The following is a 26,377-nucleotide window of genomic DNA, read 5'->3' on the forward strand; positions in this document are numbered from 1 at the left end:
CCCTGGAAAACGGCTACCTGCGGATTTGCGGTCTATATTCCTTCTGGCCGTATGCGTCAGACATCGGCTGTTGGCCCTCGCTTTTTCATGAAAAGCCTTCTCATGAAGAGGCTTTCCACCAAGAGCCTTTGCGCGGAGCATTGCCATGAGTCCACCTGACGACCACGACGGCTTCAACCGCCGACGTGTACTGCAAGGCCTTTCGGCAGGTGCCGTCGGTGCCTGGATCAGCCCACTGCTAGCAGGGAGTAAAACCATGCCCGACGCCCCGGCCGACCTCATTCTGTACAACGGACGCCTGCACACGGTTGACCGCAAGAAGCCCCAGGCCAGCGCCGTCGCGATCAAGGACGGGCGCTTCGTGGTGGTCGGCAGCGATGCCCAGGCCATGGCCCTGCAAGGTCCCGGCACGCAAATCGTCGACCTGCACGGGCGCACGGTGATTCCCGGCCTCAACGACTCGCACCTGCACTTGATCCGCGGCGGCTTGAATTACAACCTTGAACTGCGCTGGGAAGGCGTGCCGTCGCTGGTCGATGCGTTGCGCCTGCTCAAGGACCAGGCGGACCGCACGCCGACACCGCAATGGGTGCGCGTGGTGGGTGGCTGGAACGAGTTCCAGTTCGCCGAAAAGCGCCTGCCAACCCTCGATGAACTGAACAAGGCCGCGCCGGACACTCCGGTGTTCGTGCTGCACCTCTACGATCGAGCCCTGCTCAACCGCGCCGCCTTGAAAGTGGTGGGCTACACCCGCGACACGCCGAATCCGCCGGGCGGTGAAATCCAGCGCGACGCCAATGGCGACCCGACCGGCCTGTTGATCGCCCGCCCAAATGCGATGATTCTGTACTCGACCCTGGCCAAGGGGCCGAAGCTGCCGCTGGAATACCAGGTCAACTCGACTCGCCAGTTCATGCGCGAGCTCAATCGCCTCGGCGTCACCAGCGCCATCGATGCCGGCGGCGGATATCAGAATTACCCGGACGACTACCAGGTCATCCAGCAACTGGCCAAAGACCGGCAGCTCACGGTGCGCATCGCCTACAACCTGTTCACCCAGAAACCCAAGGAAGAGCTGACCGACTTCAAGAACTGGACCGGCACTTCCCGCTACGGCCAGGGCGATGACTTCCTGCGCCACAACGGCGCCGGGGAAATGCTGGTGTTCTCGGCGGCGGACTTCGAGGACTTCCTCGAACCGCGCCCCGACCTGCCACAGACCATGGAGCAGGAACTGGAACCGGTAGTGCGGCACCTGGTGGAACAGCGCTGGCCGTTCCGCCTGCACGCCACCTACAACGAATCCATCAGCCGCATGCTCGACGTGTTCGAGAAGGTCGATCGCGACATCCCGTTCGACGGGCTGCCATGGTTTTTCGATCACGCCGAAACCATTACCCCGCAGAATATCGAACGGGTGAAGGCCCTCGGTGGCGGGATTGCCATCCAGGATCGCATGGCGTTTCAGGGCGAATACTTCGTCGAGCGCTACGGCGCCCAAGCCGCCGAGCACACGCCACCCATCGCCCGCATGCTCGCCGAAGGGATCCCGGTTGGCGCGGGCACGGACGCCACGCGGGTGTCCAGCTACAACCCCTGGACTTCGCTCTACTGGCTGGTCAGCGGCCGCACCGTCGGCGGGCTGGAGCTCTACCCGCAAGGCTTGAGCCGCGATACCGCGCTGGAACTCTTCACCCACGGCAGCGCCTGGTTCTCATCCGAGCAGGGCAAGAAAGGCCAAATCAAGGTCGGGCAACTGGCAGACCTGATCGCGCTGTCGGCAGATTATTTCCACATCGAAGACGAAGCCGTGAAGTGGATCGAGTCGGTGTTGACCATTGTCGATGGCAAGATTGTCTATGGCAGCGTCGAGTTCGAAAAACTCGGGCCACCGCCGGTGCCTGTGGTGCCCGAGTGGTCTCCGGTGGTTAACGTGCCCGGCCACTGGAAACCGCTGGCGCCGCTGACGGCGCAGGTTCACCACTGCGTGGGGGCGTGTGCGGTGCATGCGCACAGCCATGAGCGGGCGCGCTTGTCGTCGGCACCGGTCAGCGATTTCGCCGGGTTCTGGGGGGCGTTTGGTTGCTCGTGTTTTGCGTTTTGAATGCAGGTGAATCTGACACACCGCGTGACGCCATTCGCCAGCAAGCCGGCTCCTACAGGATCGGGTTGATCGTTGCGCCTTGCAGGAGCTGCGCTTGCACTTACAATGCCCGCACCTCCCGCACCGGCCCGCCCATGGACATCGATCTCGCTCGCACCTTTCTGGAAATCGTCCGTCACGGCAGCCTTGCCGCGGCGGCCGAAAAACTTCACGTCACCCAGACCGCGATCACCGCGCGCGTGCAGAAGCTCGAGAGCCAGCTGGGCAGCACGCTGTTCGTGCGCAACCGCGCCGGCGCTCGCCTGACTGCGAACGGCGAGGCCTTTGTGGTCTATGCCAATCAATTGGTCGAAACCTGGGAAGCCGCACGCCGGGACCTGCCATTGCCCGAGGGTTACCACGACGTGCTGCACATCGGTGGCGAAGTCAGTCTGTGCAACCCGCTGATGCTGCGCTGGGCCGGGGAACTGCGCAAGAAGATTCCCGGGCATGCCCTGCGCATGGAAATCCGTGACGGTGAGAACCTGCTGCGCCAACTGGAACTGGGGGTCCTCGATGCGGCGCTGGTGTACCAGCCCGAATATTGGCCGCGCCTGCAAGTCGAGCAGGTCCTGGAAGAAAAGCTGGTCCTGGTACGACTCGCCGCGAGACCCGATCCTTACGTGTACATCGACTGGGGCCCGGACTTCCGTCGCCAGCACGATGCCGCGCTGCCGGAAAAGGCCCGGGCCGCCTTAAGCTTCAACCTCGGGCCACTGGGCTTGCAGTACATCCTGGAAAACGGCGGCAGCGGCTATTTCCGTACCCGGGTCGTCCAGAGTTACCTGGAAAGCGGCGTCCTGGAAAAAGTGCCGAAAGCCCCGGAATTCAGTTATCCGACCTATCTGGTTTACTCCCGCGACCGCGACTCGGCGACCCTGCAGCGAGCCTTCGATCTATTGCGCGAGGTCATCCAGTCCGACGATGACTGGTCGCAACGCTGGAACCCGCTGGCCTGAGTCTCGCTTGTACCGGAGCATGGCGCTTGTGGCCTCAAGGTTCGCGCGGCCGAAACCGCGGGATCGGCTAATCTGCTGGCTATTGATAACAATAATCACAGGTAATCGCAGTGAGGCAAACCACCGCAGCATTCCGCAGCCGATATCGCGCCGGGATCCATCCGCTCTATAATCCGTGGCTGCATGGCGCCTTTGTGCTGCTGTTCGGGGTATTCGCCATCGCCGGGTTCTGGAGTTCCGTGCATCAGGTCCAGCCGCTGCAGTGGCTGGCGGTGCCGCTGACCTTGTTGTTCTTCAGTTTTGGCGTGTACGGGGTACATCGCCACCTCGGCCACCACAAAAAAAACTTCGCGCGGATGTTCTACGCCCGGCATGCCGGCGACCATCACAGTTTTTTTACCCCCGGCCACATGACCTGCGACTGCCCCCGCGACTGGCGAGTGGTTCTGTTTCCGGCCTGGCTGATCGTAGTGCACACGGTCGTCATCGCCCTGCCCCTCTGGTGGCTGCTCTCACACGTCGATGCCAACGTCGGCGGGTTGGCCGCTGGTTGCCTGGTCCTCGGTTACCTGACCTATGAAGTGTTCCATGCCTGCGAACACCTGCCCCCGGGCAATCCGCTCACCCGCCTGCCGTGGATCCGTCAGATGCGCCGCCTGCATGAACTGCATCACCGCCGCGAGCTGATGCAGGAGCGCAATTTCAATATCGTTTTCCCCCTGATGGACTACCTGTTCGGCACCCTTTATTGGGAACCGGAGCCGATCCCCCTGCACTCGACGAGAATCGCCATGACCCGCATGCAGCATCAGATCGACATTGCCGCCAATCCGATTGCCGTGCTCGCCTATGCCAGCACCGTGACCCGTTGGCCGCAATGGCACCCCTCCTCCCTCAAGATCGATGGCCCGGACGGGCCGTTGCATGCCGGGGCGCGGTTCGAGGAAGACATCCGGGCGGGTGGACGCGAGGGGCATTTGCGCTGGGTGGTGGAGGAGTATTTGCCGGGACGCCGCTGGAGCGCCTGGGCGCGGGGCGATAACGGGCTGTCGCTGGTGGTGACGTACGAGTGCGTGGCCGAGGGTGACGGCACGCGGTTCGTGCGCACCCTGGACTATCAATTCAGCGGCCTGGGGATGCGCATTGCCAATCGCCTGTTGCTCAAGCGACGCATCGATCGTGAGTCGGCCGCGTCGTTGCAGGCCTTGCGGGACATGGCGCTGCAACACCTGGCCTCGACAAGAGTCGCCGCGTAAGTGCAACCGTACATGTAGGGGGCTGGTTGTAACAGACACCACAAATCAATGTGGGAGCGAGCCTGCTCGCGAAAGCGTGTTTCAGACGAGCGCTTTATCACCTGGAAGAATCAGTCATTGGGGCACCTCGCATGAGCCGTCGATTCGACTCTGATCATTCGAGGTGCCGGTATTTAACACCGTTCCAGTTTTTCAGCCACCGGTCGTCGGTGGCGGGGTCGGAGAGTCAGGACGGCGCCTGAAGTCGGTCAACGATCTGGTTCTTGACCTGCACGCGCTTCTCCTTGAGTTTCTTCAGTGCGTCATCGCTGGGAGCGTCAGACTGGGCGGTCTCGGCTTTCACTACTTCCGCGTCCGCCTGCGAATACTTGTTGATCAGTGAATCCAGTAACGGATCCTTGGTGCGTTTTTGCTGGATCTCTTCCTTTGATAGTTTCAGGTCCTGGTAAAGGTCATGGGTCACCGGCATGGAACACCTCCGTTTGTTGATCGGTGGCAAACGCGATCGATTGCGTTCACCAACTATCAGAATGGCCTTGGTTGACGGGTTCTGTCGACCGCCTATCAGACCAGCGGTGTCCGTTCGTCGTCCTTTCGGTAAAGCGATAAAACCTTTGGCCGTCCGTCGCCCTCCACTGCATAACGATCAATCGATCGCCCATGAAAACCTGTGTGGAGAATAACCAATGGACGGATTTACCCTGCGCCACCTCACTCTGGCCGTTGCCTTGAGCACCAGCATGGGCATAGCCTGCGCTGCCACTTCCAATGACTTCGTCGACAGCGCGGCCGCGGGCGGCATCGCCGAGATCGAAACCAGCCGGCTGGCCCTGGAAAAAAGCTCATCGGCCGACATCAAGGAATTCGCCAACATGATGATCACCGATCATTCCAAGGCGAACGATGAACTGGCGGCGTTGGCTAAAGCGAATGACATCGAGGTGCCCGACAGCACGACCCTGGTGAAACAGGCCAAGGAAAAAATCCTCGACATGCGCGATGAATCCTTCGATGCAGCCTATGCCAACAATCAGGTCAAGGCCCACCAAGACACCATCGAGCTGTTCAAGAAAGAAGCCAACACCGTGACAGACGACAAAGTCAAAGGCGGTATGGAGCTGAAAGCGTTTGCGCAAAAAATGCTGCCAGCCCTGGAAAAGCATCTGGACATGGCGAAAAAACTGCAGGCGGCTCATCCAAATAAATAACGCAGCTGTAGGAGCGAGCTTGCTCGCGATGGATTCAACAGCGACGCGGTTAGCCAGACAGTGCGCGTTATCGTTGACGACCATCGCGAGCGAGCTCGCTCCTACAGTGGACCCCATACATCCATGGATGGGGTCATTTTTTGGGTGTTCGTTTCAACCTAACCGCCGTCGGTGTCAATATCGGCATCGGTGTCATCGCTGGGTTTGGGCCGGTCCGGATTCGGTTTGAAACCGGGGCTGAATTCATTGTCGTTATCGGTATGGCGGTGCTTCTGGTCGACCGCCTGGTCGGCACTTTCCGGCTTCGCGGTTTGTCCCTGATGCTGCCCACCCGGTTCGGCCGGCGTCTGCGGGTCGATTGCCGGATCATTGCGTTTGACCGGTGCCCCCGTCTGGTCCTGCTCCTGCGTCATCGGTTCGTCTTTCATAAGTACCTCGTTCGTCACTGCCAGTGCGCGGCCTGAACAATCGGCCCTGTAATTTCGAGGCTTTCCAGCCAGCAACGTTCCATCGGATGGATCACCGCCCTGTGCAGGAGCCGGCTTGCTGGCGAAGGCGTCTTCATGGGCGCTGCATGGCTCAAGGCCGCCTTCGCTGGCAGGCCAGCTCCTACATGATCACCCGCGTACCAAAGCCAGCGCCTGCGGCCAGGTGCAGAAAATCGAAAAAACCTGTCAGAAACGAACAACTATTATGTACGGCAAATGTCACTGATTTGTGCCGATCAATATTTGGAGCATCGGCCACACTTTCCAAGGAGTCAAAGTCCCATGGCGGCACTGCAAACCAGCACACTCGATGCGATGAAAACGAACCGGGCCCACCTGCTGGGCGACTGGTCGAAAAATCTCGAAAACAGCGGCGCCACCCGCAACCTCAAAGAACAAGCGCTGAAACAGGATACGTCTGACTTCCTGGGCCTGGTCATTGCCGGCCTCGAACGGGGCAACGACCAGAACGTCGCGTCCTCCGGCTGGGACGATATTCGCCAGTTCCTCGAAAAACTCTCCCATAGCCGGGCCCTGCTCGGCCAGGATTCGCACCAGACCGCCAGTTTCATCTTCGCCCTCAAGGGCCCGATGTTTGCGCTTCTGCAAAATCATTACCAGGACAGCCCCGCGCTGCTGGCCGAGCAGCTCTGGGAGGTGTCCGAACTGCTCGACGCCTTGGGCATGCACACCATCCGCACGTTCCAGAAGTCCCGCGAAGCGGTGATCAAGCGCCAGCAGGAAGAGCTGCTGGAATTGTCGACACCGGTGGTCAAGCTCTGGGATGGCGTGCTGGCGCTGCCGATGATCGGCACCCTCGACTCACAACGGACCCAGGTGGTGATGGAATCGCTGTTGCAGCGGATCGTCGATACCGGCTCGGAAATCGCCATCATCGACATCACCGGCGTGCCGACCGTCGACACCCTGGTGGCCCAGCACCTGCTCAAGACCGTCACCGCGATCCGCCTGATGGGTGCCGATTGCATCATCAGCGGCGTGCGGCCGCAGATCGCCCAGACCATCGTGCACCTGGGGCTGGACCTGCAAGGCGTGGTCACCAAGGCCAACCTGGCCGACGCCCTGAAACTGGCCCTGACCCGCCTGGGAATCACCGTCAGCAAGGCGGTCTGAGGCGATGGAGCGCATTCCTATCTTGCAAATGGGCGACTTCCTGCTGGTGACCATCCAGGTCGACATGCATGACCAACTGGCCCTGACCCTCCAGGACGACCTGTCCGAGCGCATCAGCCGGACCTCGGCCCGCGGCGTGCTGATCGATATCTCGGCGCTGGACATGGTCGACTCGTTCATCGGCCGAATGATCGGCACCATCTCCGGGCTGTCGAAAATCATGGACGCCCAGACCGTGCTGGTCGGCATGCAGCCGGCGGTGGCCATCACCCTGGTCGAGCTCGGCCTGACCCTGCCCGGCGTCAGTACGGCGCTGAACGTCGAGCGCGGGATGAAACTGCTGCGGGCACGAGTACGCGAGCAATGACCGTGCGCAGCAGCGGCACTCACCCGATTCACATCGAGCAAGACGTGGTGCTGGCCCGGCAACTGGCGCGCAAGCTCGCCCAGGAATGCGGCATGCGCCTGATCGACCTGACCAAGCTGGTGACCGCCGTCAGCGAGCTGGCGCGCAACACTATGGTCTATGGCGGCGGCGGTGACATGGACTGGCAGATTCTCGACGAGAATTCACGCACCGGCTTGCGCCTGGTCTTTCGCGACGAAGGCCCGGGCATCCCCGACATCAAGCTGGCGATGACCGACGGCTGGACCTCCGGCAGCGGCCTGGGGCTGGGCCTGACCGGCGCCAAGCGCCTGGTGGAAGAATTCGACCTGCAAACCGCGCCCGGCAAAGGCACTCGCATAACGATCGCGCGATGGACGTGAACATGGGCGGGTCAATGACCCAGGTGCTGCCGATCGAAGACAGCAGCCAGATCGGTCATGCACGACGCACAGCGCAGCAGCTGGCGGAAAAACATGGTTTCGACGCTACCGATGCCGGGCGAGTGGCCCTGGTGGCCACCGAGCTTGCCAGCAACATTCTCAAGCATGCCACCCGCGGCGAACTGCACCTGAGGGTCCTGCCGCGAGCCTCGGGTGTCGGGATCGAGATTCTCGCCGTCGACCGCGCCCAGGGCTTCGATGTGCACGCGTGCCTGACCGATGGTTTTTCCACCGGCGGTACCCAGGGCATCGGGCTGGGGGCGGTGTCGCGCCAGGCCGAGGTGTTTGATGTCTATGCCGACGCCCGAGGCGCCGTGCTGCTGACGCGGCTGTATCCGCGCAGTGACAAGGCGCCGGACCGACGAATCGGCATCAGCCAGCATGCGCTGCACGACGACCCCGCCTGTGGCGATGTCTGGCACCTGGCGTTTGACGGCTCCCACATCAGCGCCCTGGTGATCGACGGCCTCGGTCACGGTGAAGAAGCCGAACGCGCTGCCCGCGCCGGCGAGCAGGTTTTTGCCCGGTCGCCGTTCGCGTCGCCGCTGTTGCTGCTCGAAGACATCCACCATGCCATGATCGGCACCCGTGGCGGAGCCCTGGCCATTGCCCAGTTCGACGGCACCGGCAATGCCCTGCGATTCGTCGGTATCGGCAACATCGGTGGCAGCCTGATCGCCCCGGACAAATCCCGCGGCCTGGCGTCCCACCCCGGCATCGTCGGCGGCCAGTATCGAAAGGCCCAACCCTTTGACTATGCTCAAGTGAACGGTCAGCTATTGATCCTGTACAGCGACGGCCTGCAGTCCCGTTGGAACCTGCAGGATTACCCCGGCCTGGTGCACCGCCATCCGGCCGTGATTGCCGCCATCCTGCACCGCGACTTCTGCCGTGGACGGGACGATGTGACGGTACTGGTCATTGCTCTGGAGGCAACCCATGGCTGAGAAACCCATGAGTCAGGTTGACGAACAAGCCGCGCTGATCGCGCAATTACAGGGCGAAGCCAGCGCCTTGCGCGAGGAACTGGATGAAACCAACCAGGGGGTGCTGGCGTTGTACGCCGAACTGGACACCCAGGCCGAACAGTTGCGCCAGGCCTCGGACCTCAAAAGCCGATTCCTGTCGTACATGAGCCATGAGTTCCGCACGCCACTGGGCTCGATCCTGAGCATCACCGGCCTGCTGAGCGATGAACTCGACGGTCCCCTGAGCCCCGAGCAGCACAAGCAAGTGGCCTTCGTCAGCGTCGCTGCGCGGGAGCTGAGCGACATGGTCGACGACTTGCTGGACCTGGCCAAGATCGAAGCCGGGCGCATCACCATTTCCCCGGCCTGGTTCGACATGCTGGACCTGTTCGCCGCCTTGCGCGGCATGTTCCGGCCCATTGTCGACGCCAGTGCCGTGGACTTGATTTTCGAAGAGCCGGTGGGCTTGCCAAGGCTCTATACCGATGACAAGAAACTCGCGCAAATCCTGCGCAACTTCATTGCCAATTCATTGAAGTTCACCACTCGCGGCGAAGTCCGCGTCTCGGCCCGGCTGGAAGGCAGCGACCGCGTGCGCTTTGCCGTCAGCGATACCGGAATAGGTATCGCCCCGGCGCTTCATGGCGCATTGTTCGAAGACTTCTCTCAGGTGGACTCCCCCTTGCAGAAACGCCTTCGCGGAACCGGGCTCGGACTGTCGTTGTGCAAACGCTTCGCAGCGTTGCTGGGTGGCGAAGTCGGGGTCCAGAGTACGCCGGGCAAGGGTTCGACCTTTTTCGTAATCATCCCGCTGGCCATCGCCATGGAGCCCGCCGATGAAACGTGACATCCGCTTGCTGATCGTCGACGACAATGTCGCGACCCGCTACGCCCTGCGCCGGCGCCTGGAACGCCACGGCTACGAGGTGCTGGAAGCCGGCACCGGCGGCGAAGGCCTGGTGCTGATCGACAGCGTCAACATCGACGCGTTGATCCTCGACGTCAACCTGCCGGACATGAGCGGCTTCGACATCGTGCGCAAACTGCGCGCCGAGGCGGCTACCGCGCTGCTGCCGGTGATTCACGTGTCGGCGGCTTCGATCCAGACCGGGGACATCATCACCGGCCTGGACGCCGGCGCCGATGCCTACCTGATCCACCCGGTGGACCCGGACGTGTTGCTGGCCACCCTGCGCACCCTGCTGCGCGTGCGGGAAACCGAAAACGCCCTGCGTGACAGCGAGGCGCGGTTCCGGGAAATCTTTGTCAACGTGTCGGCGCCCATCGCCGTGCTGGACGCCGAGCTGAAAATTCACGAATGCAACCATGCCTTCGCGCAGATGATCCAGGACAATCGCAACCCGGACGCCCTGCGCGAGTGCTTTGCCGAAGACCAGGAGGCGATCATCGACGAACTGCGCCTGCGCCTGGCCTATGGCGAGCGCTGGAAAGGCACCCTGGCCATGCGGGTCCAGGGCGAAGTGCGCGACACCGAGTGGCAGATTTCGCCCTACCGCACACCGGAATTGAGCCTGGTGTTCGTCGAGGATGTCACCGAACACCGGCACCGCGAACGCTCGCACCTGGCCCGGCTGGACGACGCCACCACCCAATTGGCCAAGGAAGTCGCCGAACGCGCACGCACCGAAGCCCAGTTGCTGCAAGTGCAGAAGATGGATGCCCTGGGCAAGCTGACGGGCGGCATCGCCCATGACTTCAACAATCTGCTCACCGGCATCATCACCAGCCTGGAGCTGATCCAGAAACGCATCGCGGCCTCGCGCACCGACAAGGTTCAGTTCTACGCCGAAGCGGCCTTGAGTTCGGCCATGAGCGCCGCCTCCCTGACTCATCGCCTGCTCGCCTTCGCGCGTCAGCAACCCCTCGACACCCGGCCCGTGGACATCAACGAGCATGTGCGTTCTCTCGAGGAACTGTTGGTGCGCACCATCGGCGAGCGCATCGCGCTGAAACTGGAATTGACCTCTAAACCGGCGATCGCCCTGGTCGACCCGATCCAGCTCGAAAGCGCCGTGCTCAACCTGGTGATCAACGCCCGCGATGCGTTGCCCCAGGGCGGCAATGTATGGGTCAGCACCTATGCGGCCTTTTCCCACGGCGACCCCAATCTGGCCGATGGCGCATATGTGGCCCTGGCGGTACGCGATGACGGCACCGGTATCGACCACAGTGTGATTGGCAAGGTGTTCGATCCGTTCTTCACCACCAAGCCCCTGGGCCAGGGCACCGGCCTCGGGTTATCGACCATCTACGGTTTCGCCCGGCAATCGGGTGGCGATGCGCACATCCGCAGCGTGGCCCGGCGCGGCACCGAAGTCACCATCATGTTGCCCGCCAGTGCCGACCTCCTGGCGAGCGAAAACCAGCCCTCCAGCGTGGATCCACAGGGTTGCGGCGAACATGTGCTGATTGTCGAAGACATGCCGTCGGTGCGGATGTTTGTCGCCGAAGTGCTGGTGGATGCCGGTTATCGCTGCACGCAAGTGGGCGACATCGAGGGCGCTCTGGAGCGCTTGCAGAACGACGAGACCATCGATCTGCTGCTGACCGACGTCGGCCTGCCGCGCATGAGCGGGCGCGAACTGGCCGATGTGGCGCGAGGCTGGCGGGAAAAGTTGCCGATCCTGTTCATGACCGGTTACGCCGAAACCGCGATCAACCGCCAGGTGTTTCTGGGGGATGGCATGGAGATGCTGGTCAAGCCGTTCCAGATCAATGAATTGCTGGATAAGGTTCGGCGCACACTCGACGGCGCCTGATAGATCGCCTTCGCGAGCAAGCCCGCTCCCACAATGGACCAGTCGCTCCCATTATTTGTGTACCACACAGATCCCCTGTAGGCGCTGGCTTGCCAGCGAAGGCGTCCTCGAACCTTGCAGCGCCCATGCAGACGCCTTCGCCAGCAAGCCGGCTCCTACAGGCGTCGGCACAATCAATACAAACTCATACCCCAAGCACTCTGGCCAAAAACGGCGCCGTTTTGCTCTTTTTGCTTTTAGCCACTTTCTGCGGCGTCCCCGCCACCACGATTTTCCCACCCTGATCCCCCGCCCCCGGGCCGATATCGATCACCCAGTCGCTCTGCGCCACCACGCGCATTTCATGTTCGACGACGATCACCGTATGCCCCGCCGCCACCAGCGTATTCAACTGTTCGAGCAAGCGATCGACGTCCCGTGGATGCAGGCCGGTAGTCGGCTCATCGAGCACATACAAGGTCGCCCCCCGCTGGTTGCGTTGCAGTTCGGTCGCCAGTTTGATCCGCTGGGCTTCGCCACCGGACAATTCGGTCGCCGGCTGGCCGAGGCGCAGATAGCCCAGGCCGATATCGCGCAGCACCTCCAGCGAGCGGCGGATCCCCGGTTGCCCGGCGAACACCCCCACCGCTTCGTCCACCGTCAGCTGCAACACCTGGGCGATGTTCAAACCTTGCCAGAGGATCGCCAGGGTCTCGGGGTTGTAGCGCGCACCGTGGCAGGTCGGGCACGGCGCGTAGACGCTGGGCATGAACAGCAACTCGACGCTGACAAAGCCTTCGCCTTCGCACGTCGCGCAACGTCCCTTGGCGACATTGAAAGAGAATTGGCCGGCGTCATAGCCTGCGGCCCGGGCTTGGGGCGTGCCGGCGTAGAGCTTGCGCACGTTGTCGAACAGCCCGGTGTAGGTCGCCAGGTTCGAGCGAGGTGTGCGGCCGATGGGTTTCTGATCGACCTGCACCAGGCGCTTGATCGACGCCAGGCCACCGATGACCTGGCCGCCGCTGACCTGTGGCGCATCGTCCTCCAGGCTCAACGCGTCAGCCTCGCTGTCACTGGCCGGGCGCCCGAGATGCGCGCCCACCAGCTCCAGCAACGCCTGGCTGACCAGGCTCGATTTGCCTGAACCCGACACACCGGTCACCGCGGTGAAACAGCCCAGCGGAAACTCGACGCCGAGGTTATTCAGGTTATTGCGGGTGATGCCTTCCAGCCGCAGCCAGTCGCTCGCCTGGCGACTGACCCGGGGTTGGCTGACCTGTTCGGCGAACAGGTAGGCGCGAGTCTGGGAGTGAGAGACGTCGGCCAACCCTGGCGGCGGTCCGCTGTAGAGGATCCGGCCACCATGTTCGCCCGCTTCCGGGCCAACGTCGATCAGCCAGTCGGCGCGGCGCATGGTTTCCAGGTCATGCTCGACCACGAACAAGGAGTTGCCAGCGGCTTTGAGCCGTTGCAGGGCTTCGAACAGTGCCTCGCCATCCGCCGGGTGCAGACCGGCCGACGGCTCATCCAGCACATAGATCACGCCGAACAACTGCGAACCCAATTGCGTCGCCAGGCGCAGGCGCTGCAACTCGCCGGAGGACAAGGTCGGCGTGCTGCGTTCCAGGGCCAGGTAACCGAGGCCAAGGTCGGTCAAGGTGCTGACCCGTTCCAGCAAATCCTGGGCGATCCGCTGCGCGGCCAGGCGTTTTTCCACCGACAGGTTGGGCGTGTGGCGCACGTCCGGCGCGTTCGCGTGACCGCTGGCACCGTGGGCCACTCGCTGCTCGCGGGCCTCGCGGGTCTGCAGATGCGTCAACACTTCACCCGCTTCATCGGCCTGTTCGAGGTAACTGTGCGCCGCCACCGGCTTCAACACTTCGGCCACTTGCAGCAACGGCATCTGCGACAGTTCACCGATGTCGTAACCGGCAAAGGTCACCGACAACGCCTCGCGCTTGAGCCGTTTGCCGTCGCATACCGGGCAAGGACTGCCCAGCATGAATTGCGCCACGCGCTTCTTCATCAGCGCACTTTGCGAATGGGTAAAGGTGTGCAGGATGTAGCGCCGGGCGCCGGTGAAGGTGCCCTGGTAACTCGGTTCCATGTTGCGCTTGAGCGCGACCCTGGTTTCTTTCGGCGTGAGCCCGGCGTACACCGGCACCGTCGGTGTCTCTTCGGTGAACAGAATCCAGTCGCGCTGTTTTTTCGGCAGTTCGCGCCAGGGTTTATCGACGTCGTAGCCCAGGGTCACCAGGATGTCCCGCAGGTTCTGTCCCTGCCAGGCCATGGGCCAGGAGGCCACGGCGCGCTGGCGGATGGTCAGGCTCGGATCCGGGACCATCAAGGCTTCGGTGACTTCGTACACCCGGCCCAGACCATGGCATTGCGCGCACGCCCCCTGTGGCGTGTTGGGCGAGAAGTCTTCGGCGTACAGCATCGGCTGTCCCGGCGGATAGCTCCCGGCCCGGGAATACAGCATGCGGATCAGGCTCGACAACGTGGTCACGCTGCCCACCGACGACCGCGTGCTCGGCGTGCCCCGCTGCTGCTGCAAGGCCACGGCGGGTGGCAAGCCGTCGATAGAGTCGACATCCGGCACCCCGACCTGGTCGATCAGGCGCCGCGCATAAGGCGCCACGGATTCGAAATAGCGGCGTTGCGCTTCAGCGTAGAGGGTCGAGAACGCCAGCGAGGACTTGCCCGAACCGGAGACCCCGGTGAACACCACCAGGGCGTCGCGGGGAATATCGACGTCGACGTTCTTGAGGTTGTGCTCCCGGGCGCCGCGCACCCTGACCATGCCGGAAGGGGGGTTGGAGGTGCGCTTGTCAGTCATGGGTAGCCCCGATGGAATGGTATGGATGTACGCGGCTCCCCTGTAGGAGCCGGCTTGCTGGCGAAGGCGGTGTGTCAGGCGACATCTTTATTGACTGTGAGGACGCCTTCGCTGGCAAGCCAGCTCCTACAGGGGTTTTGTATTCAGCCGTCACGTTTTGTGTTCATCCGGGGATTTTGTGTTCAGCCGTCACGTTTTGTGTTCATCCGGGGGTTTTGTGTTCAGCAGTTACGTGTTCACCCGGGGGGTTTGTGTTCAGCAGTTACGTGTTCACCCGGGGGTTCTGTGTTCAGCGGTTGAGCACCGCGCGGACCATTTGGCTGAGCGCTTCGGGGCCATAAGGTTTGCTCAGCAGATGCGTGTCGGGGCTGAGCTGGTGATTGCGCGAAATGATGTCACGGGTGTGGCCGGAGGTGAACAGGATCGGCACCGGCGGCGTCTGCACCTTGGCCCAGGCGGCCAGGTCCGAACTCTTGATCAGTCCGGGCATGACCACATCGGTGAAAATCAGGTCCACCGGCACGCCTTCCAGCAACATCTGCATGGCCGTGTCGCCGTTCCCGGCGGTCAGGACTTGATAGCCCTCTTCGCGCAGCAACTCGACCGCCGCGCTGCGCACCGCCTCGTTATCCTCGACCACCAATACGGTTTCGTTGCCGCCAGGCTGTTGGGGATCATGCAAGGCTGATTCACTGGGCAGCGGCCGCAGGCTACGGGGGAAATACAGCTGCACCCGGGTGCCCTGCCCCGGCACACTGGACATGTCGATATGCCCGCCGCTTTGCTTGACGAACCCGAACACCATGCTCAAGCCCAGCCCCGTGCCCTGGCCATCGGCCTTGGTGGTGTAAAACGGTTCGAACGCATGCCCCAGCACCTCGGGTGACATGCCGACGCCGCTGTCCGCCACCGCAACGCAGACATAATCGCCGGGCACAATGCCCTTGCCCGCGCAGAACCGGGCGTCGAGCGCGATATTGCCGGCACTCAGCTCGATGGTTCCTTCGCCCTGCATGGCGTCACGGGCATTGATCGCCAGGTTGAGGATGGCGTTTTCCAGCTGATTGCGATCCACATGCAGATGCCAGGCATCTTCAGGTGCCGTCACACTGATCTGGATGGTTTCCCCCAGGGCCCGCTGCAACAGCTCAGCCAGGCCGTCGAAAATCTGTCGTGGATCGCAGACTGCCGGGGACAAGGGCTGGCGGCGGGCAAACGCCAACAGTTGCGAGGACAGCTTGGCGCCGCGCTCGACCGCGGCAATCGAGGCGCTGACCCGGCGCTGCACGTTGGCATTGTCCGGTTCATGCCGCGCCAGCAAGTGCAGGTTGCCGGCGATCACCTGCAACAGGTTGTTGAAGTCATGGGCCACGCCGCCGGTAAGGCCGCCGATGGCTTCGAGTTTCTGCGATTGACGCAATTGCTCTTCGGCCGTCAGCCGCGCTTCCACTTCATCGGCGACGCGCTGCTCCAGGTTGCGGGTGAACCTGAGCAAGGATTCCTCGGCCGTCTTGCGTTCATGGATGTCGATCAACACCCCGGGAAAGCGGAAAGGTTCGCCCAGCTCGTTGAACTCGCAGCAGCCGCTTGCCTGCACCCACAGATAACTGCCATCGGCGCGCAGGACCCGGTATTCGGCGTTGAAGGGGTCGCCGGTTGCCACCGATTGACTGACTTGTTCCTGAATCCAACTGCGATCATCGGGATGGATCCGTGCCTGGGCGATGTCCGTTGGCAGGTCGGCCAGGTTTTGCTCGGCCGGGTAGGAAAAAGTGCGGGCGAAGCGCTCGTCGCCGGACAGCACATTGCCCTTGATGTCCCAGACGAACGAGCCGAGCAAGGCACCGGCATTGAGCGCCAGGCGCACTCGTTCGTTGTCGGCGCGATAGGCGTCTTCGGCGGCGCGGCGGCGACGTTCGGAGATCACGTGATCAGTGGTCTCGACCACCATCGCCATGACCCCGGCCGGTTTGCCGTCATCATCGGCCACCGGGCTGTAATACAGGTCCAGCCAGACGTCTTCGGGGACCCCGTCGCGCAGCAGCACCAGCTCTTTATTGCGATAGGACAACGTGCCGCCCGCCAGGCAGGTGTTGACCACGTGCCGATTGAACTCGGCCACTTCCGGCCAGCCCAATTCCACCGGGGCACCCAACAGGTAAGGATGGCGACCACCGGCGAATTTCGAGTACCCATCGTTATAGATCATGTAACCGGCGCGGCCCCAGAGCATCACCATCGGCAGTGGCGAAGCGAGCATCAACTGCACTGCGCTGCACAGGCTTGCGGGCCAGGCGTCCATCGTCCCCAGCTCGGTCAGGCTCCAGTCGAACGCACGAATACGCCCGGCCATTTCACCGCTCCAGCCGGCACATCCGTGGCTATCGTCTAGAAACTGCATTGGCTGACTCTTTTGTCCCTGAATGGCACCTGTTTGCTTCGAGCACTTGCCGCGACAATGGTTCATTGATGTATCACTGATTCAATGCCTGCCTGGGGCGCCCATGGTTCATCGATGTATCACTGATTCACCCCCTGTAGGAGCAAGCTCGCTCGCGATGGACGTCAACGATGACGAGTACCGCCTGGAAAAACGCGGTGCCCTTGCGTCCTTCGCGAGCAAGCTCGCTCCTACAGGACCTCGATCAAATGCTTGAGCGGGTGGTAGCCGGTTTTCAAAGTGGCGGCGACGTCGAGAATCGCCTTCTCGATGCCGTTCAAATGCAGGCAGGTCAATTCGATGGCCGCACTCTGGTTGCCGGCCTCGATGTACTCGATCAGACGCAGGTGTTCGTCATCGCGGCAGGCCTGGTGGCTGTCGTCATCCAGCGCGGCGGCGTAGAGCGAGGCACGGGAAATCAGTTTGCGGAACCAGTCCAGCAGCACCGGGTTGTTCAGGCTTTGCGCGAGCTTGATGTGGAACTCGCCGAGCAGATGAATCAGCCGCTCATGATCGCCGCTGCGGTGCGCTTCGTCCTCGAGCAACAAATGATCGCGCAGGTCCCGGGCCACTGCGGTGTCACGCCGACGGCACAGTTCGCTGACGATGCCGATCTCGATCAGGCGCCGGGTTTCGAACAACGAACGGATCTCCTCGTCACTGGGCAATGACACCGACGCCCCCTTGTTGGGCTCGGTGGTGACCAGTCCATCGGCCTCCAGTTGCTTGAGCGCGGCACGAACCGACGTCCGGCTGACATTGAAAAGTTCGGCCAGCGACGCCTCGCCCAGCTTCATCCCCGGACGCAACGAACGGCTGCTGATCGCCTCGTAAACCCCTTGGTAGACGCGGTCGACTGTGGTCTCCAGCTTCTTCTCGGTCATCTGAACCCTCCCTTTTGCGCTAGACAACCGGCCCCTGGCGATGCTCAGCCATTGAAAAAGGGGGTTGCATGAGCAGATTAATCCGGTTATTTGTAGATTGCATCCAGATATTGCATACAATAATTAGAGGAATGCACCATTATGGGTCATCCAGTAGCGATTGAAGTGCGTAACGTCTCCAAGCGGTATTCCGACGATCCAGGGCTGGCTCCCGCCCTCGACAACGTGTCGGTGGACATCGCCGACAACGAGTTCTTCACCCTGCTCGGCCCTTCCGGCTGTGGCAAGACTACCCTGCTGCGCACGATCGCCGGCTTCGAGCATGTCAGCGAGGGCGAGATCCGCCTCGCCGGCGAACCGGTCAACGACCTGCCGCCGTTCAAGCGTCGGGTCAATACGGTGTTCCAGAGCTACGCGCTGTTTCCGCACATGAGTGTCGCGCAGAATATCGCCTTCGGCCTCGAGATGCAGGGTCTTGATCGCGAGCAGATAACACCACGCGTCGATGAGATGCTGGCCCTGGTGCAAATGCAACACCTGGCCCGGCGCAAACCGGCCGAGCTGTCCGGTGGTCAACAGCAACGCGTGGCGCTGGCCCGGGCCCTGGCGCCAAAACCCAGGGTGTTGCTGCTCGACGAACCGCTGTCGGCCCTCGACCTCAAGCTGCGCAAGGAAATGCAGGTCGAACTCAAGCGCGTGCAGAAGGAAGCCGGGATCACCTTCATTTTCGTCACCCACGATCAGGAAGAAGCCCTGACCCTGTCCGATCGCATCGCGGTGATGTCCGCCGGCAAGATCCTGCAGATCGGCACCCCCAACGACATCTACGAACGCCCGCAACATCAGTTCGTCGCCCAGTTCATCGGCGACATCAATTTCCTGCCCGGCCATCTCAAGCGCGGCCAGCACAATGAAAACCTGTTCGTGCCCAGTGGCATGCCGGTGGAAATCCCCTGCCCGGCCCCAGGTTTCGACGGCGCCAGGGTGCAACTGGCGTTCCGCCCGGAACGTTCGCAACTGGTCGACCCGGCGCAACCGCACCACCTGCGCGGGGTGATCGAGGCGGTGCTGTATGTCGGCACCGCCACCCTGTACCAGTGCCGCTTGAACAACGACATCAAGGTCATGCTGCGCGAAAACAACGAAGGCCTGAACCGCGGCCGGGTGGTCGGTGATCGCGTCGCGGTCAACCTGCCGCCCCACGCCTGCCTGTTGATGGAGGCCTGAGATGAGCGTCAGCAGCACTTCTCCCGCACTCAACCGCGCGCTGTTGCTCAGCCCGGTGGTTCTGACTTTGCTGGCGCTGATCGCCATTCCGCTCGGCATCATGGGCTACATCAGCCTGCTGCCGCGCAACGTCTATGGCGGAGTCGACTGGCAGGCCGACTGGCAATTGCACAGCTACGTGCAACTGTTTTTCCAGGAAGGGTTCGACGGTGAACTGGAGCTCAACTGGGTGTATGCCCAGGCGCTGTTGCGCTCGGTGTTTCAGGCCGGCGGCACCACGGTGTTGTGTTTCCTGTTCGGTTTTCCGGTGGCGCTGTGGATGTCGAGCCTGACCCCGCGTCGGCGCAACCTCATGGTGTTGCTGATCACCATTCCGTTCTGGACCAACCTGCTGATCCGCAACTACGCCTGGCTGATCATCCTGCGCGAGCATGGCTGGGTCGCCCAGAGCCTCAATGCGCTGTTCCCGCAAGCCGGCGGCATCACCCTGCTCTACAACGACTTCGCGGTCAGCGTCGGGCTGGTCTACAGCTTCCTGCCGTTCATGATTTTGCCGATCTACTCGACCCTGGAAAAACTCGACTGGCGCCTGGTGGAAGCCGCCTACGACCTGGGCGCCAATCGCTGGCACGCTCTGAAGCGGATCATCCTGCCGCTGTCGATGCCTGGGGTGATTGCCGGCGCGCTGCTGGTGTTCGTGCCAAGTCTTGGCGCCTTCATCACCCCGGCGATTCTCGGCGGCGGCAAGACCCTGATGATCGGCAACCTGATCCAGCAGCAGTTCGGCACCGCGCGCAACTGGCCGCTGGGCAGTTCGCTGTCGTTCCTGCTGCTGGGGATTCTGCTGCTGTCGCTGGTGCTGTACGCCCTCTATAGCCGCCGCGCCGCCAAAACACTTCGCCGGGGAGCCACCGCATGATCGCCCTGCACCTGAAAAAACTGCCCCTGACCCGGGAAGTCAGCCTGCTGATCCTGGCCTATCTGTACTTGCCGATCCTGGTGTTGATTGCTTACAGCTTCAACGCCAACCGCTCGGCGACGGTGTGGACCGAGTTTTCGTTCGCCTGGTACGGACGAATCCTGGCGAACCCGTCGATCCAGACCGCGGCGCTGAACTCGATCATCGTCGCCAGCATCGCCACGGTCTGCGCCACGGCCATAGCGTTGCTGGCGGCGCTGGCGACCTACCGGCCGTTCTATGGACAGAAAATGGTCGAGGGCGGGATCAACCTGCCGCTGATCCTGCCGGAGATCGTCACCGCCGTGGCGACCCTGCTGCTGTTCATGGCGCTGGGGATCAAGTTGGGCTTGCTGACAGTGATCGTCGCGCACATCGGCTTCTGCATTCCCTTCGCCTACCTGCCGATTCGCGCGCGGCTCAACGACCTGGACAAGAGCCTGCTGGAGGCGGCGAACGATCTGTACGCCAACCCCTGGCAGGTGTTTCGCCGGGTGACCCTGCCGCTGCTGTGGCCGGCGGTGTTGTCGGGTTCGGTGCTGGCGTTCGTGGTCAGTCTCGACGATTTCATCATGACCTTCTTCGTTGCCGGCCCGGGCTCCACGACCTTGCCGGTGTACATCTTCTCGGCGATCAAGGCCGGTGTGACCCCGGAGATCAACGCGATCTCGACCCTGATGCTGCTGATTTCCATCGTGCTGGTGGTGCTGGCCTTCTGGCTGGGACAGCGCGGCAAACACCAATGAGCCTGGAGCGTTCTCTAATGAAAAAAACAAAAAGCATGCGTTTCGCTGTTGCCGGTCTTGCCCTGAGTTGCTTCACGGTGTTCGCACAGGCCGCCGAGCCCAAGCAACTGTTCTTCTACAACTGGACCGACTACTACCCGGTCGAACTGCTGGCGAAGTTCGAAAAGGAAACCGGCATCAAGGTCACCATGGATGGCTACGACAGCAACGAAACCCTGCTGGCCAAGTTGCAGGCCGGCGGCGCGGCGTATGACGTGATCGTGCCGTCGCAGTCGATCATGCAAACCCTGATCAAGCAGGACTTGCTGCTGGCATTCGATGCCTCGAGCCTGCCCAACTTCCAGTACGTCAAACCGGCATTCCGCAACCCGAGCTTCGACCCCGGGCGCAAATTCTCGGCGCCGTACCTGTGGGGCACCACCGGGTTTTCCTATGACAGCGCGCGAGTGCCCGGTGGCCAGCTGGACGACTCGTGGAAAGAGTTCTTCGAACCGCGCAAGGAACTGCAAGGCCAACTCGCCGCCCTCGACACCTCCAGCAGCGTGATCAACGCCGCCAGCCATTACCTGAACGTCGATGAATGCAGCGAAAACCCGCAGGACGCCAAGCGCATCCTGGAACTGCTGCAAAAACAGAAACCCTTCCTGAAGATGTACAGCTCCGACAACACCGTCGACCGCATGGCGTCCGGTGAAGTGATCATGATGCAGAACTGGAACGGCTCCACCGCTCGGGCCACGTTGCAGAAGAGCACGATCAAGTATGTGTATCCCCGTGAAGGCCTGGCGATGTTCCAGGACAACTTCGCCGTACCGAAAAGCGCGCCGCACCCGGGCAACGCGAAGGTGTTCATCGACTGGATGATGAAACCGGAAAACGCCGCCGCCGTGTCCAACGCCATCGCCTACGCCAACGGCATCCAGAGCGACACCTTGATCGACGCCAAATGGCGGGTGATGGACGCCATCAACATGCCGGATGAATTCGCCTCGCGCCTGCGCCCGGAGAAAGAGTGCAGCAACAAGGCGCGGGAGTTGCAGGACCGGATCTGGGCGAAGCTCAAGGGTTAAGTGCCAGGCTTGAAACCGAGTCGCGGCCTTCGCGGGCAAGCCCGCTCCCACAGGTTTTTGTGCTGGAACAAAAATGGTGTGCCAACCGAGCCCCCTGTAGGAGCTGGCTTGCCAGCGAAGAGGCCCGTCCAGACAACACAAAATTCGCGAGCAGGTCGACAGGGTTGTCCACATTTTTTCTGTTCAACCCATACCCCCTGTAGGAGCGGGCTTGCTCGCGATGAGGCCCGTCCATACAACACAAAATTCGCGAGCAGGTCGACAGGGTTGTCCACATTTTTTCTGTTCAACCCATACCCCCTGTGGGAGCGGGCTTGCTCGCGAAGAGGCCCGGCCAAACACTACACAATTCGAGGTATGCAATGACCCACCCACGCTGGCTGCGCAATGTGCGCCCCTACGGCGCCCCCGCCGAAGACCTGCTTCTGGAAAACGGCCTGTTCAAAGCTCGGCGCCCGGCCACCAGCGCACCGCTGACCGCCACCGACATCGACGGCCAGAACCACCTCCTCACCCCGGCCCTGGTGGAAAGCCACGTCCACCTCGATAAAACCCTCTGGGGCCAGCCCTGGCGCCCCAACAGCGCCGGCCCGACCCTCAAGGACTACATCGCCAACGAACGCCGGGTACTGCGGGAAATCGACGCCCCGATTGCCCGACGGGCCGGCGCCCTGCTGGAAAACTGCATCGCCCGCGGGTCGCTGACCCTGCGCTGTCACGTCGATATCGACCCCGACTTCGGCCTGCGCCATGTCGACGCCATGCAGCAACTGCGCGAAACCTACCGCGACCTGATCGACCTGCAACTGGTGGTGTTCCCCCAAACCGGCCTGATCAGCCGCCCCGGCACTGCCGAGCTGATGCGCGAAGCCATGGCCCTGGGCGTGGAGAACGTCGGAGGCCTCGACCCCTGCGGCATCGACAACGACCCGATCGCCCAACTCGACTTCGTCTTCAAGCTGGCCAGCGAGTTCGATCGCGGCGTCGACATCCACCTGCATGACAAAGGTGAACTGGGCCTGTGGCAGATCGCGCTGATCGCCGACTACACCGAGCGTTTCGCGCGTCAGGGTCGGGTGATGATCAGTCATGCTTACTGCCTCGGGATGTTGCCGTGGAGTCAGGTCAAACCCGTGGCCGACCGTCTGGCGGCACTGAATATTTCATTGATGAGTTCGGCACCCGCCGACTGCGCGGTGCCACCGTTCCTCGCCCTGCGCGAAGCCGGGGTCAACGTCTGCCTGGGTTCGGACGGCATTCGTGACGCCTGGTCGCCCATGGGCAACGGCGACATGCTGGAACGGGCGATGTTGCTGGCGTTTCGTTTCGACTTGAGCAAGGACGAGGAACTGGCGGCGGCGTTCGAGGCGGCGACGGTCAATGGCGCCCGGGCATTGGGCTGTAAAGGTTACGGGCTGGAGATCGGCCACGCGGCGGACTTCCTGCTGCTGCCGGTGCAAACCCTGGGTGAGGCCGTGGTCTCGCGGCCAGTGCGCCAGGTGTATCGGGCAGGCAGGCTGATCGCCGCCGGCGGGTCTTTACTGGACAGTCGTCTGTGAAGCGCATCGGCCTGAAATCCAGCTGTGTCGTCGGCTTCGATGGCCAGCGACATGTGCTGTGGCGCGACGGCGAAGTGGTGTTCGAAGGCACGTGCATCCTGTTTGTCGGGCGCGATTATCCGGGGCCGGTGGATCAGTGGATCGATTACGGCAATGCCTTGATCGGGCCGGGCTTCATCGATCTGGATGCGCTCGGGGATCTGGATTCCACGGTGCTGACACTCGACAACGGCGATGAGCGGGCCATGGGCCGAATGTGGTCCGAGGACTACCTGGCGGCCGGCCCGCGGGAGAGCTACACCGCGGAGGAAGAGATTTTCAAATACCGCTACGCCTTCACTCAGCTGATCCGCAACGGCATCACCACAGCCATGCCGATCACCTCGATGTACTACCGCGAGTGGGCCGAGACCTACGACGAATTTGCCGCGGTGGCCGGGATCGCCGGTGAGCTGGGGCTGCGCACTTACCTCGGTCCCTGCTACATGAGCGGCATGAGTTACTGGCGCGCCGATGCCAGTCTCGGGCATCACTGGGACGAGGCCCGGGGGATGGCCGGACTTGCGGCCGCCGCGCGGTTTTTCCATGACTTCGACGGCGCCCAGGGCGACCTGATTCGCGGCGCACTGCTGCCGGATCGCATCCAGACCTGTACCCCGGCGCTGCTGCAACGCACTGCCGCGCTGAGCCGGGAACTGAATGCGCCGATGCGTCTGCACTGCTGCCAAGGGCTTGGCGAGGTGGCGATGGTCGAGCAACTGCGCGGCGTCTCGCCCCTGGCGTGGCTGGAACAACTGGAGCTGTTGACCCCGCGCAGCCTGCTGCCCCACGGCCTCTACACCCACGGCGATGACGACCTGCAACGCATCGTGGACGGCGGCGCCAGCCTGGTGCATTGCCCGGTGGTGTTTGCCCGGGATGGCGAGGCGCTGAATTCCTTCGGGCGCTATCGGGCCAAGGGCATCAACTTCGCGCTGGGTACCGACACCTGGCCGGCGGACTTGCTGGAGAACATGCGCCAGGGCCTGAACATCGCTCGCTTGCTGGAGGGCGGCAACTCGCTGACCAGCACGCTGGACCTGTACAACGCCGCGACCCTCGGCGGCGCCAGGGCCTTGGGCCGAGATGATCTCGGGCGTCTGGCACCGGGCGCCAAGGCCGACATCACGGTGTTCAGCCTGCGCGGCCTGCACCTGGGACCGCTGTTCGATCCGCTGAAAAACCTGCTGCTCGCCGGGCGCGGTGACGACTGCATCGCCAGCTACATCGACGGCCGCTGTGTCATGCAAGACGGCCAGGTTCAAGGGGTCGACTACCCCGCCCTGCAACGCCAGGCGCAACGCCAATTCGAAAAACTGATGCGCAGCCACAGTGACCGGGCTTTTGGCCAACCCGACTGGAGAGGCCTGTTCCAACCGGCCATCCCGTTCGCCGACGACTACAGCGCACAGGTGCCATTGAGCACCATCGATCCACTTCTCTAGAGATTTCTGCCCATGCAAAGCTTCGACTTCAGCACATTGAGTGCGCGGGATAAATACAAGATCCTGATCGGCAGCGTGGTGCCACGGCCGATTGCCCTGGTCACCACCATCGACGGCGAAGGCCGGATCAACGCTGCGCCGTTCAGCTTCTTCAACGCCCTCTCCGCCGATCCGCCGATCCTCGCACTGGGCGTGGAAAACTACGGTGACCAGAGCCCCAAGGACACCACCCGCAACATCCAGCTCAATCAGGAATTCACCGTGAACATCGTCAGCGATGCCCTGGTGGAAGCCATGAACGTCTGCGCCGTGCCCTTCGCCCCGGGCTTCGACGAACTGACGGCCGCGGGCCTCACCGCGATTGCTGGCACGACCGTCAAATGCCCGAGGATCGGCGAAGCCCCCGTGGCGCTGGAATGCCGCAGGATGATGGCGCTGTCCATCGGCCAGTCGCGGGAGATCATCTTTGGTGAAGTGCTGATGGCCCATGTGCGGGATGAGTTGATCGATCCAAAAACCCTGTATATCGATCAACTGGGGCTCGATGCGATTGGCCGGATGGGTGGCCATGGGTATGCGCGTACCCGTGATTATTTCGATTTGCCGACCCGGTCGCTGCAAGCGTGGACGGATGCGCCGGGGGGTGGGCAGCGGTTTTGGCCTGAGGCCAAATAATCCGCGAGATCAGGACCACGATCTGTAGGAGCCGGCTTGCTGGCGAAAGCGGCAGGTCAGCCACAGAGTTGTTGAATGTGCTGACGCATTCGCCGGCAAGCCGGCTCCTACCCATCGGGGAAGTATTCGGGATCGAAGTCTGCCGCAAGTCCTGTAGGAGCCGGCTTGCTGGCGAAAGCGGTGGGTCAGCCACAGAGTTGTTGAATGTGCTGACGCATTCGCCGGCAAGCCGGCTCCTACCCATCGGGGAAGTATTCGGGATCGAAGTCTGCCGCAAGTCCTGTAGGAGCCGGCTTGCTGGCGAAAGCGGTGGGTCAGCCGCAGAGTTGTTGGATGTGCTGACGCATTCGCCGGCAAGCCGGCTCCTACCCATCGGGGAAGTATTCGGGATCGAAGTCTGCCGCAAGTCCTGTAGGAGCCGGCTTGCTGGCGAAGGCGGCAGGTCAGCCACAGAGTTGTTGGATGTGCTGACGCATTCGCCGGCAAGCCGGCTCCTACCCATCGGGGAAGTATTCGGGATCGAAGTCTGCCGCAAGTCCTGTAGGAGCCGGCTTGCCGGCGAAGGCGGCGGGTCAGCCGCAGAGATGTTGAATGTGCTGACGCATTCGCCGGCAAGCCGGCTCCTACCCATCGGGGAAGTATTCGGGATCGAAGTCTGCCGCAAGTCCTGTAGGAGCCGGCTTGCTGGCGAAGGCGGCGGGTCAGCCGCAGAGTTGTTGGATGTGCTGACGCATTCGCCGGCAAGCCGGCTC

At 62.5% G+C, this 26,377-nt stretch carries 22 protein-coding genes; 17 read left to right on the forward strand and 5 right to left on the reverse strand.

All coding sequences use genetic code 11. The features are described from left to right. Positions 1-256 precede the first annotated feature (256 nt). From ELQ88_RS20135 to ELQ88_RS20145, 3 genes are all read left to right on the forward strand, one after another. Complete coding sequence (locus ELQ88_RS20135) at positions 257-2,104, forward strand: amidohydrolase (RefSeq protein WP_128872750.1); 1,848 nt, start codon at positions 257-259, stop codon at positions 2,102-2,104. 134 nt (positions 2,105-2,238) lie between these two features. Next, entirely contained in the window at positions 2,239-3,102 is an 864-nt protein-coding gene (locus tag ELQ88_RS20140; protein ID WP_138967264.1) for a LysR family transcriptional regulator, read from the forward strand. Between the two features lie 110 nt (positions 3,103-3,212). Beyond that, complete coding sequence (locus ELQ88_RS20145; protein ID WP_138967266.1) at positions 3,213-4,358, forward strand: SRPBCC family protein; 1,146 nt, start codon at positions 3,213-3,215, stop codon at positions 4,356-4,358. A gap of 226 nt (positions 4,359-4,584) precedes the next feature. Here ELQ88_RS20145 and ELQ88_RS20150 read toward each other — a convergent pair whose 3' ends face one another. Further along, a complete protein-coding gene (locus ELQ88_RS20150; protein ID WP_128872732.1) occupies positions 4,585-4,827 on the reverse strand; it encodes a DUF465 domain-containing protein in 243 nt (80 codons plus the stop codon). 217 nt (positions 4,828-5,044) lie between these two features. Between ELQ88_RS20150 and ELQ88_RS20155 the strand changes: the two genes are divergently transcribed. Continuing rightward, positions 5,045-5,566 carry a DUF4142 domain-containing protein gene (locus ELQ88_RS20155; protein WP_138967268.1) on the forward strand — a complete coding sequence of 174 codons (522 nt, stop codon included), beginning with the start codon at positions 5,045-5,047 and terminating at the stop codon, positions 5,564-5,566. A gap of 158 nt (positions 5,567-5,724) precedes the next feature. On the opposite strand, the gene ELQ88_RS20160 is transcribed toward ELQ88_RS20155, so the two are convergent. Further along, positions 5,725-5,994 carry a hypothetical protein gene (locus tag ELQ88_RS20160; RefSeq protein WP_128872734.1) on the reverse strand — a complete coding sequence of 90 codons (270 nt, stop codon included), beginning with the start codon at positions 5,992-5,994 and terminating at the stop codon, positions 5,725-5,727. Between the two features lie 342 nt (positions 5,995-6,336). On the opposite strand from ELQ88_RS20160, the gene ELQ88_RS20165 reads away from it, so the two are divergent. The 6 genes from ELQ88_RS20165 to ELQ88_RS20190 are packed head-to-tail and all read left to right on the forward strand — an operon-like array spanning position 6,337 to position 11,764. After that, a complete protein-coding gene (locus ELQ88_RS20165; protein ID WP_138967270.1) occupies positions 6,337-7,188 on the forward strand; it encodes an STAS domain-containing protein in 852 nt (283 codons plus the stop codon). A gap of 4 nt (positions 7,189-7,192) precedes the next feature. Beyond that, positions 7,193-7,555, forward strand: coding sequence for an STAS domain-containing protein (locus tag ELQ88_RS20170; protein ID WP_138967272.1), 363 nt, complete (start codon positions 7,193-7,195; stop codon positions 7,553-7,555). Further along, positions 7,552-7,956, forward strand: a complete 405-nt coding sequence (locus ELQ88_RS20175) for an anti-sigma regulatory factor (RefSeq protein WP_128872736.1) — start codon at positions 7,552-7,554, stop codon at positions 7,954-7,956. Before ELQ88_RS20170 ends, ELQ88_RS20175 begins: the two co-directional genes overlap by 4 nt. Continuing rightward, positions 7,953-8,963, forward strand: a complete 1,011-nt coding sequence (locus ELQ88_RS20180; protein WP_138969550.1) for an ATP-binding protein — start codon at positions 7,953-7,955, stop codon at positions 8,961-8,963. Before ELQ88_RS20175 ends, ELQ88_RS20180 begins: the two co-directional genes overlap by 4 nt. Next, positions 8,956-9,831, forward strand: coding sequence for an ATP-binding protein (locus ELQ88_RS20185; RefSeq protein ID WP_138967274.1), 876 nt, complete (start codon positions 8,956-8,958; stop codon positions 9,829-9,831). Before ELQ88_RS20180 ends, ELQ88_RS20185 begins: the two co-directional genes overlap by 8 nt. Further along, on the forward strand, positions 9,821-11,764 hold the full coding sequence (locus tag ELQ88_RS20190; RefSeq protein WP_138967276.1) for a response regulator: 1,944 nt from the start codon (positions 9,821-9,823) through the stop codon (positions 11,762-11,764). Before ELQ88_RS20185 ends, ELQ88_RS20190 begins: the two co-directional genes overlap by 11 nt. A gap of 184 nt (positions 11,765-11,948) precedes the next feature. Here the strand turns inward: ELQ88_RS20190 and ELQ88_RS20195 are convergent, their stop codons facing one another. The 3 genes from ELQ88_RS20195 to ELQ88_RS20205 form a co-directional block, all read right to left on the reverse strand. Then, on the reverse strand, positions 11,949-14,582 hold the full coding sequence (locus tag ELQ88_RS20195) for an excinuclease ABC subunit UvrA (RefSeq protein ID WP_138967278.1): 2,634 nt from the start codon (positions 14,580-14,582) through the stop codon (positions 11,949-11,951). 289 nt (positions 14,583-14,871) lie between these two features. Continuing rightward, positions 14,872-16,983 carry an ATP-binding protein gene (locus ELQ88_RS20200; protein ID WP_138967280.1) on the reverse strand — a complete coding sequence of 704 codons (2,112 nt, stop codon included), beginning with the start codon at positions 16,981-16,983 and terminating at the stop codon, positions 14,872-14,874. 230 nt (positions 16,984-17,213) lie between these two features. Then, positions 17,214-17,906, reverse strand: a complete 693-nt coding sequence (locus ELQ88_RS20205; RefSeq protein WP_138967282.1) for a GntR family transcriptional regulator — start codon at positions 17,904-17,906, stop codon at positions 17,214-17,216. A 141-nt stretch (positions 17,907-18,047) separates the two neighbouring features. On the opposite strand from ELQ88_RS20205, the gene ELQ88_RS20210 reads away from it, so the two are divergent. The 7 genes from ELQ88_RS20210 to ELQ88_RS20240 all read left to right on the forward strand — a co-directional run bounded on the left by ELQ88_RS20210 (position 18,048) and on the right by ELQ88_RS20240 (position 25,625). Then, positions 18,048-19,133: an ABC transporter ATP-binding protein gene (locus ELQ88_RS20210; RefSeq protein WP_138967284.1), complete on the forward strand. Its 1,086-nt coding sequence runs from the start codon at positions 18,048-18,050 to the stop codon at positions 19,131-19,133. A 1-nt stretch (position 19,134) separates the two neighbouring features. Next, positions 19,135-20,052, forward strand: a complete 918-nt coding sequence (locus ELQ88_RS20215; protein ID WP_138967286.1) for an ABC transporter permease — start codon at positions 19,135-19,137, stop codon at positions 20,050-20,052. Then, entirely contained in the window at positions 20,049-20,837 is a 789-nt protein-coding gene (locus ELQ88_RS20220; protein ID WP_128872743.1) for an ABC transporter permease, read from the forward strand. Before ELQ88_RS20215 ends, ELQ88_RS20220 begins: the two co-directional genes overlap by 4 nt. Positions 20,838-20,854: 17 nt before the next feature. Continuing rightward, on the forward strand, positions 20,855-21,907 hold the full coding sequence (locus tag ELQ88_RS20225; RefSeq protein WP_128872744.1) for an extracellular solute-binding protein: 1,053 nt from the start codon (positions 20,855-20,857) through the stop codon (positions 21,905-21,907). A 362-nt stretch (positions 21,908-22,269) separates the two neighbouring features. Next, positions 22,270-23,466: an amidohydrolase family protein gene (locus ELQ88_RS20230; protein ID WP_138967287.1), complete on the forward strand. Its 1,197-nt coding sequence runs from the start codon at positions 22,270-22,272 to the stop codon at positions 23,464-23,466. Then, positions 23,463-24,950, forward strand: a complete 1,488-nt coding sequence (locus ELQ88_RS20235; protein ID WP_138967289.1) for an amidohydrolase family protein — start codon at positions 23,463-23,465, stop codon at positions 24,948-24,950. The genes ELQ88_RS20230 and ELQ88_RS20235 overlap by 4 nt, the downstream gene beginning before the upstream one ends. Positions 24,951-24,962: 12 nt before the next feature. Continuing rightward, positions 24,963-25,625 (forward strand): flavin reductase family protein, encoded by a 663-nt coding sequence (locus ELQ88_RS20240; RefSeq protein ID WP_138967291.1) that lies wholly within the window; start codon positions 24,963-24,965, stop codon positions 25,623-25,625. The last annotated feature ends 752 nt before the right edge of the window (positions 25,626-26,377 follow it).

Source organism: Pseudomonas sp. MPC6, from assembly GCF_006094435.1.
GTDB lineage: Bacteria > Pseudomonadota > Gammaproteobacteria > Pseudomonadales > Pseudomonadaceae > Aquipseudomonas.